We start from the raw sequence: 16,417 nt of genomic DNA, 5'->3' as shown, positions 1-16,417 counted from the left end.
CATGGTCCGGGGGCTCTTGTGAGCCTCATAACGAAACGCCGCGCGCTTGTCACATACCTTCAATCGCGCTTTCCCGACAGCGCCTTGAGGCGGTAGAGCGTTTCGAGCGCCTCGCGCGGCGTCATTTCGTCGGGCACGAGGTCGCAAAGCGCCTCTTCGACGGCGCTAGATTGCGCTTGAGGCGCGGCGCGCCTGATCTCGGCCGAGAACAGAGGCAGGTCATCGACGAGCTTCGAGGCCTTTGTGTCGCGGCCCTGCGCCTCCAGCTGGTCGAGCACGTCGCGGGCGCGTGATACGACGCTTTCCGGAAGCCCGGCGAGCTTGGCGACCTGTACGCCATAGGACCGGTCCGCGGCACCCTTCGCCACTTCGTGCAGGAAAACCACGTCGCCTTCCCATTCCTTCACCCGCATGGTGACGTTGTGGAGGCTTTCCAGTGTCTCGGCCAGCGCCGTCAATTCGTGGAAATGCGTCGCAAACAGCGTGCGGCAGCGGTTCTTCGCATGCAGGTGCTCGACCGTCGCCCAGGCAATCGAAAGCCCGTCGAATGTCGAGGTGCCGCGTCCGATCTCGTCGAGGATCACCAGCGACCGGTCGCCGGCCTGGTTCAGGATCGCGGCGGTTTCGACCATCTCGACCATGAAGGTGGAGCGCCCGCGCGCCAGGTCGTCGGATGCGCCGACGCGGCTGAACAGCCGGTCGACCACGCCGAGATGCGCGCTTCCCGCCGGCACAAAGGAGCCGGTCTGGGCGAGGATCGCGATCAGCGCGTTCTGGCGCAGGAAGGTCGACTTGCCGCCCATATTCGGCCCGGTCAGAAGCCAGATCGCGCCCTGCTCGCCGCCGCCATTCGGCGAAAGATCGCAATCATTGGCCACGAACGGATTGGCGGCCTGCTTGCGCAAGGCCTGCTCGACGACCGGATGCCGGCCTGCGACAACCGCGAAGTTGCGGCTGTCATCGATCTTCGGACGGCAATAGCCCTCCGTTTCGGCAAGCCGCGCCAGCGCCACCGAGACGTCGATCACCGACAGCGCCAGCGCCGCGCCACGGATCGCATCCGCCGCCGCGATGACTTCGCCTTGCAGCTTTTCGAACACCGCGAGTTCGATCGACAGCGCACGGTCGGCGGCATTGGCGATGCGGCTTTCGAGGTCGGCGAGTTCGGTCGTGGTGAAACGCATCGCACTGGCGAGCGTCTGCCGGTGGATGAACCGGCCTTTCGCCTCGTCCGTGCCGGTCAGCGCTTCGGCGTTCAACGCCGTCACCTCGATGAAATAGCCGAGCACGTTGTTGTATTTGATCTTGAGCGACCGGACGCCGGTTTCCTCGGCATAGCGCGCCTGCAGACCGGCGATCACCTTGCGCGATTCGTCGCGCAACGCCCGCATTTCGTCGAGTTCCGCATTGTGCCCCGCACGGACGAAACCGCCGTCGCGCTTCAACAGCGGCACGTCGTCGTCGAGCGCGGAGGAAAGGCTCTCGGCGACCGCGTGCGGCGCATGCGCGAGCAACTCGCTGGCTTCGCCGAGTTCTTCCGGCAGGTCGATCGACGCCAGCAGCCTTTGAGCCTCGGTTGCGGCCCCCAGACCCTGCGCGAGCGCCAGCAAGTCGCGCGGCCCTCCGCGGTTGAGCGAAAGCCGCGAAAGGGCGCGCGGCATGTCCGGGCATCCCTTCAGGACATCGCGCAAGCTATCGGTCAGCCGGTCGTCGGCGGAAAGGAAGAAGGAGACCGAATCCAGCCGTGCATCGATCGCCCGGCAGTCGGTCAGCGGCGAGCGCAGCCTTTCGGCGAGCAGTCGCGCGCCGCCCCCGGTGACGGTGCGGTCAATGGCCTTGAGCAGGCTGCCTTGCCGCGACCCCGACAATGTGCGTTCGATTTCCAGATTGGCCCGCGTGGCCGGATCGATGAACAGGGTCGAGCCGGCATCCTCGCGCTCGGGCCGCTGCAATGCCGGCCGCTCGGAAATCTGCGTGCGCTCGACATAGGCGATGGCGCCCGCTGCGGCGGCCAGTTCGGCCCGCGAGAACGCGCCGAACCCGTCAAGCGTCTGAACGCCGTAGAAGCGGGCGAGACGGTCATGCGCCGTCGCGCTGTCGAAGAAGGCCGAGGGCAGGGGCGTCACGGCAAGACCGAGCAGGTCGAAGACCGGTCGCAAATCCGGATCGGAGAACACGCTGTCGGCGACCGTGATCTCGCGCGGGCCGATGCGCGAAATGTCGGAAAGCAGGCGCTCCGGTGCCGTGGCCGCGATGCGGAAATGCCCGGTCGAGATGTCGATCCAGGCCAGCGCCATTTCCGGGCCGGAGCCGGATTTCGTGCGCCCCATCGCCATGAAGTAGCTGCTCTCGGACGGGTCGAGCAGCTTTTCCTCGGTGATCGTGCCGGGCGTCACCAGCCGCGTCACGTCGCGTCTGACGACCGCCTTCGAGCCGCGCTTCTTGGCCTCGGCGGGGTCCTCCAGCTGTTCGCAGACGGCGACGCGGAAGCCTTTTCCGATCAGCTTTTGCAGGTAGTCGTCGGCGGCATGCACCGGCACGCCGCACATCGGAATGTCGTCGTCCAGATGCTTGCCGCGCTTGGTCAGCGTGATGCCGAGCGCCTGCGAAGCGATCTCGGCGTCCTCGAAGAACAGCTCGTAAAAATCGCCCATCCGGTAGAACAGGAGCGAATCCGGATTCGCGTCCTTGATCTCCAGATATTGCGCCATCATCGGCGTTGGCGCGGCGGTCTGTGCGGTCTTTGTCAGCATTTCAGGAACAGTGACCCGGGGTTTTCCGAGTCATAGTCGCGTTTACAGGAAGGGCAAATAGCCTTAGGACAAGCTCCCCATCTTGTTTGGGACAACGATAAAAACGGTTGGAAACGTCCATGGCGAAATCTCCGAAATCCGCGGCGAGCGGAGGTGGCGACGCGCGCCCCCGGGTCATCGAGCAGGAAGCGCTGGATTTTCACGCGCGGGGCCGGCCCGGCAAGCTTGAGATCACCCCCACGAAGCCGATGGCGACCCAGCGCGATCTGTCGCTGGCCTATTCGCCGGGCGTCGCCGTTCCCGTGAAAGCGATCGCCGAGGATCCGGTCAAGGCGTTCGACTATACGGCACGCGGCAACATGGTCGCCGTGATTTCCAACGGCACGGCGATCCTTGGTCTCGGCGATCTCGGCGCGCTGGCTTCCAAGCCGGTGATGGAAGGCAAGGCGGTGCTGTTCAAGCGCTTCGCCGACGTGGACTCCATCGACCTCGAGGTCGACACGAAGGACATCGACGAATTCGTCAATTGCGTGCGTCTTCTCGGACCGTCCTTCGGCGGCATCAACCTCGAGGACATCAAGGCGCCCGACTGTTTCATCATCGAGCAGCGCCTGCGCGAGGAGATGGATATCCCCGTCTTCCATGACGACCAGCACGGCACGGCTATCATCGCCGCCGCCGGCCTGATCAATGCGCTGCATCTCACCGGGCGCGATCTCAAGACGGCGAAAATCGTCTGCAATGGCGCCGGCGCGGCGGCCATCGCCTGCATCGAGCTCATCAAGTCCATGGGCGTCCCGCATGAGAACGTCATCCTCTGCGACACCAAGGGCGTCATCTACCAAGGCCGCTCGACAGGCCTGAACCAGTGGAAATCGGCGCACGCGGTCAGGACGGACCGGCGGTCTCTCGCCGACGCGCTGGAGGGTGCGGACGTGGTTCTCGGCCTGTCGGTCAAGGGCGCGCTGACCGAGGACATGGTGCGCTCCATGGCCGACAATCCGATCATCTTCGCCATGGCCAATCCCGATCCCGAGATCACGCCGGAAGAGGTCGCCGCGATCCGGTCCGACGCCATCGTGGCGACCGGCCGGTCGGACTATCCCAACCAGGTCAACAACGTCCTCGGCTTTCCCTATATCTTCCGCGGCGCGCTCGATGTGCGCGCGACCGAGATCAACGAGGCGATGAAGGCCGCCGCCGCGCAGGCGCTTGCCGACCTCGCCCGCGAGGACGTCCCGGATGATGTCGCTGCGGCCTATGCCGGCAACCGGCCGAAGTTCGGCCCGGGCTACATCATTCCCGTTCCCTTCGATCCCCGCCTGATCTCGGCGATCCCCGTCGCCGTCGCGAAAGCGGCGATGGATACCGGCGTAGCACGGCGCGAGATCACCGATTTCGACGCCTATGCCAACCAACTGTCGGCGCGGCGCGATCCGATCGCATCCACGCTGCAGCGCATCTACGAGCGCGTCCGCCGTCATCCCAAGAGCATCGTGTTCACGGAAGGCGAGGAGGAGCAGATGATGCGCGCCGCCGTGTCCTACGTGAACCAGCAGCTCGGCACCGCCATCCTGCTCGGCCGCGAGGACCTCGTGCGCAACACGGCGAAGGAGGCCGGTGTCGAACTCGATCGTCCGAATATCGAGATCATCAATGCGCGGTTGTCGAAGCGCAACGGCGTCTATGCCGACTATCTATACGAAAAGCTCCAGCGGCAGGGCTATCTCTTCCGCGACTGCCAGCGCCTGATTAACAATGATCGCAACCATTTCGCCGCCGCCATGGTGGCGCTCGGCGATGCCGACGGAATGGTGACGGGCGTTACGCGCAACTACTCGACGGCGCTGGCCGACGTTCGCCGAGTGATCGACGCCCGTCCGGGGCACCGGGTCATCGGCATGTCGCTGGCGCTGTGCCGCGGGCGCACCGTGCTCGTCGCCGACACCGCCGTCCATGACATGCCGTCGGCGGAGCAGCTTGCCGATATCGCCGAGGAAGCCGCCGGCCAGGCGCGGCGCATGGGCTACGAGCCGCGTGTCGCACTGCTTGCCTTCTCGACCTTCGGCGACCCGCCCAGCGAGCGTTCCGAACAGGTCAAGCAGGCTGTTCGCATCCTCGACAAGCGCCGCGTCGATTTCGAGTATGACGGTGAGATGGCGGCCGATGTGGCGCTCAATGCCGATGTCATGGCGCAATATCCGTTCTGCCGGCTTTCGGCCCCGGCCAACGTGCTCGTCATGCCGGCGTTCCACTCGGCGTCGATTTCCACGAAGATGCTTCAGGAACTGGGCGGCTCGACCGTGATCGGGCCGCTGCTGGTCGGGCTCAACAAGCCGGTGCAGATCGTCGCGCTGGGCGCCAAGGACGCCGACATCGTCAACATGGCGGCCATCGCGGCCTACAACGCGAACGCCTGAGGCCGGTCAGGCTGTCTTCGCGCCCGGCGCGAAGCGGCCTGCATCCGCGCCGTAGTAGCGCACATAGCGGTCGCTGATCGTTGCGACCGGCAGGATCACCATCACGTCGGTCGTTCCGAAAGCATGGTCCGGCACGGCCATGTCGGCGAATTTGGCGCCGAGCCGGAGATAGCCCTTGATGAGCGGCGGCATGGCGGCAAGCGCCGCCTTCATGTCGATCGCGTCCTCGGGAACAATGTCCATCGCAACGGCGTCTTGTGTCGCCGGATCGACAGCCCATTCGCCGGATGCACGGGCGTGCTGGTGCAGGAAGGACAGCGGCAGCGCATGCGATTGCGCATCCGCGCCCGGAAACGAGGCGCATCCGACCATCACGTCGATCTCGTGGCGCAGGCAATAGGCCCAGATGCCCTGCCACAGCAATTCGATCGTGCGCTTAGAACGATAGGCGGGCATCACGCAGGAGCGGCCCAGTTCGAGGAAACGCTTGCCTCGATGGCGAGCGATCAGGGCGTCGATCCCGTATTCCCCGGCCGAATAGAAGCCGCCGGCGCGCTCCGCGACCTGGTCGCGCAGCAGCCGGTAAGTGCCGACGATACGGTCCGTAGTGTCGCCGGGCAGGCTGGTATCCACGACGATCAGGTGGTCGCAAACGGCGTCGAAACAGTCCTCGTCGCGGTCGGCGGTGGCGCAATCGGGTGAAACGGCCGGCCCCATTTCTTCGCGAAAGACGCGGAACCGCAGCCTTTGCGCGGCATCCAGTTCCTTCGCATCGCGCACCAGTCGCGCCTGGAGGGAACCGATTTTTCCGAGCAGGGATGCATCGACAGATGCACCGTCGGCCAGCGGAGTCGCTGCAAGTTTCGTGGCAGATGGCTGATTGGCGATAGTCATCCCGAACCCTTTTCTGGACGAAGGGTAATTGCGCCGGCAGCGCCGAATCGTCGGGCCGGCGATTGCGTTTTCGCTAGACAGCTAATGCGACAACTGAATGACGGTGACAAGATGCGGGCAGGAACGGGCGTCAGGCCGCTTTGCTGTTGAGACGGGCGAGCCGCGCACCGAATTCGTCCGGATCGACGGGTTTCGTCAGGATACCGTCGGCGCCGGCATTGATGACAGCCACATGCGTCTCGGGCAGGACGTCCGCCGTCAGCGCGATAATTCCAACCGGTGTCATGCCGCCTTCGTCTTCCTCGCGCCGCAGCGCCGCGATTGCCTCGATACCGTCCATCACGGGCATGTGCAGGTCCATCAATACGATGTCGAAGGGCGAAGCCTGGCGATTGGAACGCACGGCCTCGACGGCGGCCTTGCCGTTCTCGACGTGGTGCACGCGGTGCCCGAGTTTCTCCAGCATCCGAAGCGTCAGCAGCGCATTGACGGGATTGTCCTCCGCGACCAGTACGTTGAGGCCGGAGGAGGGGTGCGCCGGTTTGGCGGGGCTTTTCCTGGCCGGCGCCCGATCCGCAGGCGCATCGGCCTGGCTCGAAACGACACGCAGCAGCGTGCTCGGACGCACCGGCCGGGTCAGGAAGGCATGTCCCGCCTCCTTGAATTCCGCACCGGTCGATCCGCGGTCGTCCGCCTCGATAAGCGCGATCAGCCTTGCGGGAAAACCGTCGAAATCGAGAAATGTGCCGGCGCCGTCCTCGATCCTGTTGTCGGCAATCAGGATCGTGTCGCCGCCGCTCTCGCGGCACGCGGTGATCGCCTCGTCGCGGGTCGAGTGCAACGTCACCCGCGCACCGGCATCGCGCAGCGCTTGCCGCAGCAGGCCGGCTTCCACCGTGTTCGGGCTGAGGATCGCCACCTCGCGTCCGGACAAATCCGTCCGGGAGGGTGAAGCGACTTCCGGATCGTCCACCGGAAAACGGATGACGAAGCGCGAACCCTCGCCAATCCGGCTGTCCAGCGTAATCGAGCCGCCGGCCGCTTCGACGATCTTGCGCGAGATAGCGAGGCCGAGGCCGATGCCTTCATGGGGCCGGTCGAACCCGATCGCGGCCTGCTCGAATTCCTTGAATATCCGCGCCTGGTCCGCGCCCGCGATGCCGGGGCCGGTATCCGCGACAGCGATTTCCAGCATGCCTTCATGATGGCCGGCCGTTACAGACACGCCGCCGATCTCGGTGAACTTGACCGCATTGCCGATGATGTTGGTGAGAACCTGGCGCAGCCGCCCGGGATCGAAAGTGGCGCTGACGGGCAGGTCAGGGGCCAAGTAGTAGCCGAAATCGATACCCTTGGCGTAGGCGCGTCCGCACAGCAACTCGGCGACGCCGCTGACGAGCGGCGCGATCGCCGTCTGCTGGGGATGCAGCTCGAGATCGCCGGATTCGACGCGAGCGAACTCCATCAGGTCGTTGACGAGCGTCAGCAGCGCTTCACTCGAATCGGTGACGGCCTCGACATAATTCTGCTGTTCGGGCGTCAGTTCGGTATCGGCGAGCAGCTTGCCCATACCGATGATCCCGTTGAGCGGCGTTCGGATTTCGTGGCTGGTCATCGCCAGGAATCGCGACTTGGCGCGGCTCGCGCGCTCCGCTTCCTCGCGTGCGGCACGCATGGCGCGCAGATCCTCCTGCAGGCGCGCCTGCGCGTCGGCCGTCCGCGCGGTCGGCACAAGCCAGCGGGCGAGCCGTTGTCCGGCCCGTTTGAGTTTATCCAGAGAGGAGCCCTTTTCCATGGGCTCCGGGATATCACTGGGCGGTTAGAACGTGGTTTCCCACATTGCTAAAACTTTCGCGAACCGTGCCGAAATGGCCAGATCCGCTCGTCAGCGCGCCATGTCGATCACCACACGGCCGCGAACCTTGCCGTCGAGGATCGCATGGGCGGTGTCGATGACGTCGTCGAAGCCGATGGTCGTCGACAGGCTGGCAAGCTTCGAGGCGTCGAGATCGGTCGCGATACGGGCCCACGCCTCCTCGCGCAACGCCTTCGGTGCCATCACCGAATCGATGCCGAGCAGCGACACGCCGCGCAGGATGAAAGGCATCACGGTCGTCGGCAGGTCGAAGCCCTGCGCCAGCCCGCAGGCCGCGACGGCGCCGCCATATTGCGTCTGCGCGAGCAGGTTGGCGAGCGTGTGCGAGCCGACGGAATCGATCGCCGCCGCCCATCTTTCCTTGCCGAGCGGCCGTCCCGGTTCGGAGAGTTCCGCACGGTCGATCACTTCGGCAGCGCCGAGATCCTTCAGGAAGCCTTCCTCGGACATCCGCCCTGTCGAGGCGATGACGTGATAGCCGAGCTTGGCGAGGATCGAGATCGCGACCGATCCGACGCCGCCATTGGCGCCGGTCACCGCGACGGGGCCGCGATCCGGTGTGATACCGTGGCGTTCCAGCGCCATGACCGACAGCATGGCCGTGTAGCCCGCCGTGCCGACGGCCATCGCGTCCAGCGCCGATATGCTGTCGGGCCGCGCGATTAGCCAGTCGCCCTTCACGCGCGACTTGCCCGCATAGGCGCCGTAATGCGTCTCGCCGGTGCCCCAGCCGTTCAGAATCACCTTGTCGCCCGGCTTCCAGTCGGGATTGTCGGACTGTTCGACCGTGCCGGCGAAGTCGACGCCGGGGATCATCGGCCAGTGGCGAACGACCGGCGACTTGCCGGTGATCGCCAGCCCGTCCTTGTAGTTGACCGTGGTCGCCTCGACCTTGACGACGACATCGCCGTCCATCAGGTCGTCGATGGTCAGCGTCTCGACGCCGACGGACTGTTTCTTGTCCTCGTCGCGCGAAATCATGATCGCCTTGAAACTGTCGGTCATGTCGTCCTCCGTGTCAGGGTTGGTCTTGCTGTTCAGTCGGCCTTGCCGTCCGCTTTCTCGTTCCGCCAGGCCAGGATCTCGTCAAGAATGATCAGGCCCGCGCCCACCGTAATCGCCGCATCGGCCAGATTGAAGACCGCAAACGACCAGAACGAGGTGTGAAAAAGGAAATAGTCGATCACGTAGCCGAACATCGCGCGGTCGATCAGGTTCCCGATCGCCCCGCCGATGACGAGCGCGAAGCCGATATGCGACAGGATTCGGTCGGCCGGGCTGGAGCGCCACAGCCACAGCACGAAGGCGATCACGAAAAGGCTGATCGCGATCAGGGGCAGCGCCCCCAGACCCCACAGCAGCGAAAAGGCGATGCCCTCATTGTGTGTCCGGTAGAGCGCGAAGAACGGCAGCAGGTCGATCTTTTCCTGATAGGCCATGTTCTGCTCGACGAGCAGCTTGGATATGCGGTCGGCGGCGGCGACCAGCCCGATCGCGGTCGCGGCCGGCAGAAGGCTCTTCATGCGTCGTCTCCGTCGAAGGTCAGCGCGTGCCGGCGGATCTCGAACAGCGCGACACCGGTCGCGATCGCCAGATTGAGCGAATCGGCCCGTCCTGCCTGCGGGATCTTGATCAGTTGCGTGCAAGCGTCCGCCAGTTCGGCGGTCATGCCCGCCTGCTCGTTGCCCATGACGAGGAGAACCGGATCGCTTGCATAGTCGGGTTTGCGGTAATCGACCGCGCCCTTCAGATGCGTGCCGGCGACCATGCCGGGCCATGATTTGGCGAAGGTGATGAAATCGGCCTCGCTCATCCGGCAAAGCGGCATCGCGAACACGGAACCCATCGTCGCCCGTGCGGTCTCAGTGGCGAAGGGGTCGGTCGTCTGGCCGACAAGGATGACGCCCTTCGCGCCGGCCGCGTCGGCGGTGCGGATGATCGTGCCGAGATTTCCCGGATCGCGAACCCGGTCGAGCGCGATCCATGTGTCGTTACCGCCCGGCCTGATCGCCGCCGGCGCGGTCCAGCGCTGCTCGAAGACGCCCATGACCATCTGCGGATTGTCGCGCCGCGCGATCGCGCCGAGCACCTTTTCGGAAACGATCAGCACATCCGCGCCATGCGCCAGGCAGCGCACGGCGAGCGCCTCGACGGTGTCCGACCCTTTGCCGGCCTTCGCATAGATCAGCGTGCGGATTGCCCAACCCGATTCGATGGCGTCGATGACGAGCTTCATGCCCTCGGCGAGGAAAAGCCCGGTTTCGTCGCGGTACCGCTTCTTTTCCAGCAGCCGGATATCCTTGATGATCGGGTTGGCGAGGCTGGTGATCTCCTTCACCCGGCCCGGTGCGCGCACGGACGAACTCATGGGGCGTCTCCGGCGATCCAGCGGCTGTAGAGCGATGTCGACAGGGCCCTGTCGCCGGCGTCCTCGCGCAGGATGAGTTCGCCCGACTGGATCAGCCCCGCCCGGCCATAACCGGTGAAGACGTCGCGCATCATCTCGTGCATGGCGAAAAAGGAGGCGCGGATGGCGTAGGCCGTCAGCGTCATCATCACCGCATCTTTCGAGAGAATGTCGCGGCAGGTGTCGAGCATCTCCGGCAAATTGTCGAACAACTGCCAGACTTCGCCGGCCGGTCCGCGCCCATAGGCGGGCGGATCGAGCAGGATGATGTCGTAGGAATTGCCGCGCCGTGCCTCGCGCTGAACGAATTTCAGCGCGTCCTCGCAGATCCAGCGGATCGGCCGGTCGGAAAGCTTGGCGAGGTCCTGGTTTTCGCGTGCCCAGGTGATCGCCTTTTTAGACGCGTCAACATGGGTCACATGCGCGCCGGCTTTCGCCGCGACCAGCGAGGCCACCCCGGTATAGCCGAACAGGTTGAGCACCTTGAGCTGCCGGTCCGCTGCGGCGATCCGATCCGCCATGTCGCGCCAGTGCGCCGCCTGCTCGGGAAACACCCCGACATGGCGAAACGAGGTGAAGCGGCCGAAATAGGGAATGCCGTCAAACGCCATTTCCCATGTCTCGCCGAGTTGCTGACCCGGAAAGCGCCAGCGGCCAAGCCCTTCCTCGTCCGTATCGCCGGTGAAGACGGCGTCCGCCTTGTCCCATTCCGCGCGCGGCAGTTTCTTCGCCCAGATCGCCTGCGCCTCCGGGCGCACGATGCGGTAAGGACCGTACCGCTCCAGCTTTTCGCCGTCGCCGCAGTCGATCAGGGCATAATCCGCATCCGGCAACGTCTCCAGGATCACCGGCGCTTCGCCGCGCGGAACAGCGCCGCTGCGCTGCGTCCTGGCCGGGCGAGGTGGCGCGGCTTCGGTCTTCGCGGTCGGCTGGGCATGTTTCGGGCGGGGCCGGAATCCGCCTTGGCGGCCGTCGCCGTCCCGGCGCTGCGCTGGCGCGGCGGAACTGGGCCGAGGCCTGGACTTGTTCTTTTTCTTCGGATCGTTCTTCGCCAAGGATCGGGCTCTCGCGTCAATGGCGCAGTCTATGGCGCAATCGTGGCGCAATTCCAAGATGCGGGAACGCCATGCACGCGCCTTGTCGGGCCTGTTACGCCGCCAGTTCCGCCGCGAGGATCGCGGCGGCGAGGTCTTCCAGTGCCGCGCCGGTCGATTTGAACAGCGTGATCTCATCGTCGGAGGCCCGGCCGGAATGCGCCCCGGTGGTCAGCGCGTGGAGGTCGGCGCGGATATCGTCGACCGTCATGACCCCGGCGGCGATCGGCTGGACGATGTCCCCGCCCTCCTTGCTCGCGCCCTCGATCGTGTCGACGAAAACGGAAGCACGGCGAATGCAGTCATCGTCGCTCTCGCGCATCTTCGGCGTGAACGCACCGACGAGATCGACATGGGTACCGGGCTTCAGCAATTCGCCCTTGATCAGCGGAACCGGGGAAAGCGTCGCGGCGGTGATCGTGTCCGCCTTGCCGACGGCATCGTCGAGATCGGTCGTCGCGCTGGCGTCGAACCCGTCCTCGATGAGCGATGCGGCGAGTTTCTCGGCATTGCCGGCGGAGCGGTTCCACACGACGATGCGCTTGTAGTCGCGCACGCTGGCATGGGCGCGCGCCAGAAACGGCGCCAGTTCGCCGGCGCCGACGACCAGCAGCGTCTCCGGCGAGGACGGGGCGAGATACCGCGCCGCGAGACCCGAGGCGCAGGAGGTGCGCCACAAGGTCAGCCGCGTGCCGTCGATCAGAGCCTGCGGCGCGCCGGTCTTGCCGTCCATGAGAATGTAGGACGCCATCACGGCGGGCAGGGACAGTTTGCCGTTGTCGGGCGTGACCGTCGCGATCTTGACGCCGATATGGCCTTCCGTGACGGCCTTGCTCCAGGCCGGCATCAGCAGGAGGGTCTGGTCCAAGCCGCCCTCGTGTTCGATCGTGTGGTGATGGCGAAGCGGTGCGTTCACACCGGCCGCGAACGCCGCGCCCAGCGCGTCGATGACGGCGGGAAACGTATAGAGCCGGTCGAGATCGTCGGCAGAAATGAAATGCATGAAATGCTCGTTAGCGGGACATCACGAGAGACCGGCCGGTCGCGGTCTCGGTGTCGGATTGGCGTTTCTGGCCTTCGACCTCGTAACGCAGGCTGTCGGCTTCCTTCTTGTAGCGCCGCTCCATCTTGCGGTGCTTGCCTTGGGCGAACCAGGCGCCGACGCCGCCCGCGATCACGCCGATGGCGACCGCCCCGAACAGCCAGATGAACATCGGCGCGTTCACGGTCAGGGCCGGATTGTCGGGATTGAAGACGTCGAAACGCAGCGGCGCGGAGCCGCGATTGGCGACGGCGAGCGCAATCAGCACGACCGCCAGCGGAATGGTGATGAAGATCGAAATCAGCCGCCGGATCATGGGTCCATCAACTCCAGCACGCGAGGCTTGCTGTCAAGCCCGGCCACGCTTCGGTTACTTGTTGAGACGCTCGCGCAGTTCCTTGCCCGTCTTGAAAAAGGGCACCCATTTTTCTTCGACGGAGACCTTTTCCCCGGTTCTCGGGTTGCGGCCTTCGCGCGCCGGCCGGTTCTTGACCGAGAATGCGCCAAATCCGCGCAGTTCCACGCGATTGCCCTGCGACAGGCTGTCGGTGATCTCGTCGAACACCGCATTGACGATATTTTCCACGTCGCGCTGGAACAGGTGTGGGTTCCTGTTGGCGATGATCTGTACGAGTTCGGATTTTATCAAGGCGGCCCCTCCGTCCGGTGGACATGCCGGCATTCACGAACCAACGTGCCAAACGGAGACAAGACCGTCAAGCAGTACCCGGTCGGCGATCGCATCGACGGCAGATTTTTTTGCGAAGTCGAATCCAATCCATTCCATCGCGGCGCGCGCCCAGAAGAGATCGGTCGCCGGCTGGCCTTTCTGCCATTCGATGATGTCGAGATCCTCCGCGACCCCCTTGGATTCCAGCCATTCCTGCGCTGTTTCCTCGCCGCCGAGCCCGTCCACGAGCTTGCGCTCCAGCGCCTGGCGTCCCGTGAAGACGGACCCGTCGGCAAGCGCTGTGATTTCGGATTCGGTTAGTCCCCGGCGGTCTTTTACAAGGTCTTTGAACCACTCATAGCTGTCGAGCACCATCCGCCGCATCATCTCCTCCGCGCCCGGTGGCGGGGTGTCGAACATACCCGGTTCGGCTTTCAGCGGGCTCGACTTGATGGTGCGCACGTCGATGCCGAGATTGTCCAGCATCTCGGCGAAGTTCGGATATTGCACGAGAACGCCGATCGACCCGATGATGGAGGTCTTGCGCGCGACGATATGGTCGCCGGCCGACGCGATCATGTAACCGGCGGAAGCGGCGACCGTTCCGACCTGGCTGACGACCGGTTTCTCCGCCGCGAGCTTGCGCACCGCTTCGAAGATCGCTTCGCCGCCCGCCGTCGTGCCCCCGGGCGAATCGACCGCCAGGATCACGCCCTTCACCGCTTCGCTTTCGCCGGCTTTCTCGATCAGGTCGAGCAGGTCCTCGTCCTCCAGGATCGTGCCGGCAATGCTGATTTTCGCGACATGCGGGCGCGATTTGGCCCCAAAACGCTCGTCGGGCATCGACGACCATGCGATGGCGAACAGGGCGGCGATCGCGACGATGACCGCAGCGACACGCCAGAATGTCAGTTTTCGCCGCAAACGCCTGCGGTCGATGATGTCATCGGCGGAAAGGTCGGACATGATACTCCCGGAAATCTGCTCGTGGCGGCGATAAAAGGCCGCGGGCTTGCGTTTTGCCATCGGATCGCCACTTCTTGGGCCGATCCGGGAATCAACATAAGCGCGCATGCGCGGCTTGGCGAGATCATTTGATGTATCATGACGGGAAATCGGGAAGCCGCGACGCGGCCGTCGCGCCGAACGCGGCCCGTCAGCGCGCCTATCGCGTCGCCCGGTCCCATTCCGGTCGCGTGCGCAAGGCGAAGCGCGCCCTGCCGATCATCGGGGGTGTCGTACTCGTTGTGGTAATCGGTGCGATCTGGATTTCCAGGATTGCGCCGGGCGCCGGCATCGATGTCGCCTCAACGGCGATTCGCGGCGGCAAGCTCGTCATGAGCAATCCCAAGCTCGACGGACGGACATCCGAGAACCGGCCCTATTCGGTCAGCGCCGCACGCGCCATCCAGGACCTCACCGGCAGCGACGTGATCGATCTCGAGCGCCTGCAGGCCAGCGTGCCGATCGACGATACGGTGAGCGCGCGAATCTCCGCCAATGCCGGAACCTACGATTCCGACGCGAACCGGATAACCATGCGCGATTCGATCACCGTCGTGACGACCGACGGCACGACGGTCGAAATGGACACCGCCGATATCGACATCGCCTCGGGCAGTCTTACCACGCCCGATCCCGTGCGCATCACCACGCAGGGCGCCTCCATCGAGGCGGACCGCCTCACCGTGGAGAACAATGGCAAGCGTTTGGTCTTTGAAAGCCGCGTCAAACTTGTGATACAGCCGGACGAGTTCCAGCCTGCGGGCAGGCTTGGGCAGTCGTCCGGCAACGCCGGCGCACAGACAGGGGAATGACCATGACAACCAAGCCCTCCTTGCGCCGGGCAGCCGTCTTGGCCGCGTCGCTGCTCGCAGCATCGCTCGGCCTGCCGAATGCCGCATGGAGCCAATCCAGCAGTGCAACCGGCCTGCGCATCGACAGCAGCCGTCCCGTTCAGATCGAGGGCGACAAGCTGGAGGTGCTGGAAGACCAGGGCCGCGCCGTGTTCAGCGGCAATGTCCGCGTCGCCCAGGACGACACCGTCCTGCGCACCGGCAGGCTCGTCATCCATTACGCCGCGGGCGCGTCGGGCGGATCGCTGACCTCCGGCGGCTCGCAGATCGAGAAGCTCGAGGCGTCGGGCGGCGTCAACATCCAGTCCGGCACGCAGGTTGCCACCGGCGATTCCGGCGTGTTCGATATGGCGAGCCAGGTCCTCGTCCTGTCCGGAAAACAGGTGACCCTGTCGGACAGCGGCAATGTCGCGACCGGCTGCAAGCTCACAGTCGCGATGCAGTCGGGGCGAGCGACCCTGCAGGGCTGTGGCGACGCCGGCAGCCGGCCAACCATCCTGCTCCAGCCGCGTTCGCTCCAGGGCAACTAGGGGCGCCGCCGGTGTCAGTGCTCGATCTCTTCCGCAGGCGCGATGCCAAGGGGCGTTTCCGCGGTGACGGAGTGCAAACGGTCGCTGGCATGTCGGACAAGCCGCTCGACGTCGAAGACGTGCCGGCCGGATCCGACCGCATGCTTGGCACGCTCGTCGCGCGCGGCCTGTCGAAGAGCTATCGCGGCCGCAGGGTCGTCGATGGCGCGACGATGGGCGTGCGCGCCGGCGAATCGGTCGGCCTGCTCGGCCCCAACGGCGCCGGCAAGACGACCTGCTTCTACATGGTGACCGGCCTTGTCCCTGTCGATTCCGGCCAGATCCTGATCGACGGCAACGACGTCACCGGCATGCCCATGTATCAGCGTGCGCGCCTCGGCATCGGCTACCTGCCGCAGGAAGCATCGATCTTTCGCGGCCTGACGGTCGAGAAGAATATCATGGGCGTCCTCGAGGTCGTCGAGAAGAGCGCCGCGGAGCGCCGGCGCAAGCTGGATGAACTGCTTGACGAATTCTCCATCGCGCATCTGCGCAAGGCGCCCTCCATCGCACTGTCGGGCGGCGAGCGGCGGCGCTGCGAGATCGCGCGCGCCCTGGCGTCCGACCCGGCCTTCATGCTGCTCGACGAACCCTTCGCCGGTGTCGATCCGATTGCCGTCTCGGACATTCAGGAGCTTGTGCGCCACTTGACCCAGCGCGGGATCGGGGTACTCATTACCGACCACAACGTCCGTGAAACCCTCGGTCTCATCGATCGCGCCTATATCATCCATGCCGGCAAGGTGCTCACCCAGGGCACGCCGGACGAGATCATCGCCAACCCGGACGTGCGGCGTCTGTATCTCGGCGAAAGCTTCTCCCTTTAACGCATTTCA

15 protein-coding genes are annotated in these 16,417 nt (G+C 65.1%); 4 read left to right on the top strand and 11 right to left on the bottom strand.

Features of this window, described 5'->3' with window-relative positions:
• Positions 1-59: 59 nt before the first annotated feature.
• A complete protein-coding gene (gene mutS, locus ACQK2M_RS24385) occupies positions 60-2,753 on the bottom strand; it encodes a DNA mismatch repair protein MutS (protein WP_425419947.1) in 2,694 nt (897 codons plus the stop codon).
• A 119-nt stretch (positions 2,754-2,872) separates the two neighbouring features.
• Here mutS and ACQK2M_RS24380 point away from each other — a divergent pair, with 119 nt between their 5' ends.
• Positions 2,873-5,173: an NADP-dependent malic enzyme gene (locus tag ACQK2M_RS24380; protein WP_425419946.1), complete on the top strand. Its 2,301-nt coding sequence runs from the start codon at positions 2,873-2,875 to the stop codon at positions 5,171-5,173.
• 6 nt (positions 5,174-5,179) lie between these two features.
• On the opposite strand, the gene ACQK2M_RS24375 is transcribed toward ACQK2M_RS24380, so the two are convergent.
• From ACQK2M_RS24375 to sppA, 10 genes are all read right to left on the bottom strand, one after another.
• Entirely contained in the window at positions 5,180-6,067 is an 888-nt protein-coding gene (locus ACQK2M_RS24375) for a GNAT family N-acetyltransferase (RefSeq protein WP_425419945.1), read from the bottom strand.
• Between the two features lie 130 nt (positions 6,068-6,197).
• On the bottom strand, positions 6,198-7,862 hold the full coding sequence (locus ACQK2M_RS24370; protein WP_425419944.1) for a response regulator: 1,665 nt from the start codon (positions 7,860-7,862) through the stop codon (positions 6,198-6,200).
• Positions 7,863-7,952: 90 nt separating this feature from the next.
• Positions 7,953-8,948, bottom strand: a complete 996-nt coding sequence (locus ACQK2M_RS24365) for an MDR family oxidoreductase (protein ID WP_425419943.1) — start codon at positions 8,946-8,948, stop codon at positions 7,953-7,955.
• Between the two features lie 32 nt (positions 8,949-8,980).
• Positions 8,981-9,466 (bottom strand): signal peptidase II, encoded by a 486-nt coding sequence (gene lspA / locus ACQK2M_RS24360; protein ID WP_223479176.1) that lies wholly within the window; start codon positions 9,464-9,466, stop codon positions 8,981-8,983.
• Positions 9,463-10,311, bottom strand: coding sequence for a TrmH family RNA methyltransferase (locus ACQK2M_RS24355; RefSeq protein ID WP_425419942.1), 849 nt, complete (start codon positions 10,309-10,311; stop codon positions 9,463-9,465). The genes lspA and ACQK2M_RS24355 overlap by 4 nt, the downstream gene beginning before the upstream one ends.
• Entirely contained in the window at positions 10,308-11,405 is a 1,098-nt protein-coding gene (locus tag ACQK2M_RS24350; protein ID WP_425419941.1) for a class I SAM-dependent methyltransferase, read from the bottom strand. The genes ACQK2M_RS24355 and ACQK2M_RS24350 overlap by 4 nt, the downstream gene beginning before the upstream one ends.
• A 94-nt stretch (positions 11,406-11,499) precedes the next feature.
• On the bottom strand, positions 11,500-12,447 hold the full coding sequence (locus ACQK2M_RS24345; RefSeq protein ID WP_425419940.1) for an ornithine cyclodeaminase family protein: 948 nt from the start codon (positions 12,445-12,447) through the stop codon (positions 11,500-11,502).
• Between the two features lie 10 nt (positions 12,448-12,457).
• A complete protein-coding gene (locus ACQK2M_RS24340) occupies positions 12,458-12,802 on the bottom strand; it encodes a LapA family protein (RefSeq protein WP_425419939.1) in 345 nt (114 codons plus the stop codon).
• Positions 12,803-12,856: 54 nt separating this feature from the next.
• Positions 12,857-13,135 carry an integration host factor subunit beta gene (locus ACQK2M_RS24335; protein ID WP_223479171.1) on the bottom strand — a complete coding sequence of 93 codons (279 nt, stop codon included), beginning with the start codon at positions 13,133-13,135 and terminating at the stop codon, positions 12,857-12,859.
• 33 nt (positions 13,136-13,168) lie between these two features.
• The gene (sppA, locus tag ACQK2M_RS24330; RefSeq protein WP_425419938.1) at positions 13,169-14,182 is read right to left on the bottom strand and encodes a signal peptide peptidase SppA; all 1,014 of its coding nucleotides are present in this window, start codon (positions 14,180-14,182) and stop codon (positions 13,169-13,171) included.
• Between the two features lie 71 nt (positions 14,183-14,253).
• Here sppA and lptC point away from each other — a divergent pair, with 71 nt between their 5' ends.
• The 3 genes from lptC to lptB all read left to right on the top strand — a co-directional run bounded on the left by lptC (position 14,254) and on the right by lptB (position 16,408).
• Entirely contained in the window at positions 14,254-14,973 is a 720-nt protein-coding gene (lptC, locus tag ACQK2M_RS24325; RefSeq protein WP_425419937.1) for an LPS export ABC transporter periplasmic protein LptC, read from the top strand.
• 2 nt (positions 14,974-14,975) lie between these two features.
• Complete coding sequence (locus tag ACQK2M_RS24320) at positions 14,976-15,542, top strand: LptA/OstA family protein (RefSeq protein ID WP_425419936.1); 567 nt, start codon at positions 14,976-14,978, stop codon at positions 15,540-15,542.
• Positions 15,543-15,631: 89 nt separating this feature from the next.
• The gene (gene lptB / locus ACQK2M_RS24315) at positions 15,632-16,408 is read left to right on the top strand and encodes an LPS export ABC transporter ATP-binding protein (RefSeq protein ID WP_223479248.1); all 777 of its coding nucleotides are present in this window, start codon (positions 15,632-15,634) and stop codon (positions 16,406-16,408) included.
• The last annotated feature ends 9 nt before the right edge of the window (positions 16,409-16,417 follow it).

The organism is Oricola indica, assembly GCF_965227485.1.
Lineage (GTDB): Bacteria > Pseudomonadota > Alphaproteobacteria > Rhizobiales > Rhizobiaceae > Oricola > Oricola indica.
Note: the sequence above shows the minus strand (reverse complement) of the source record. Positions and strands in the feature narration are given on the sequence as shown.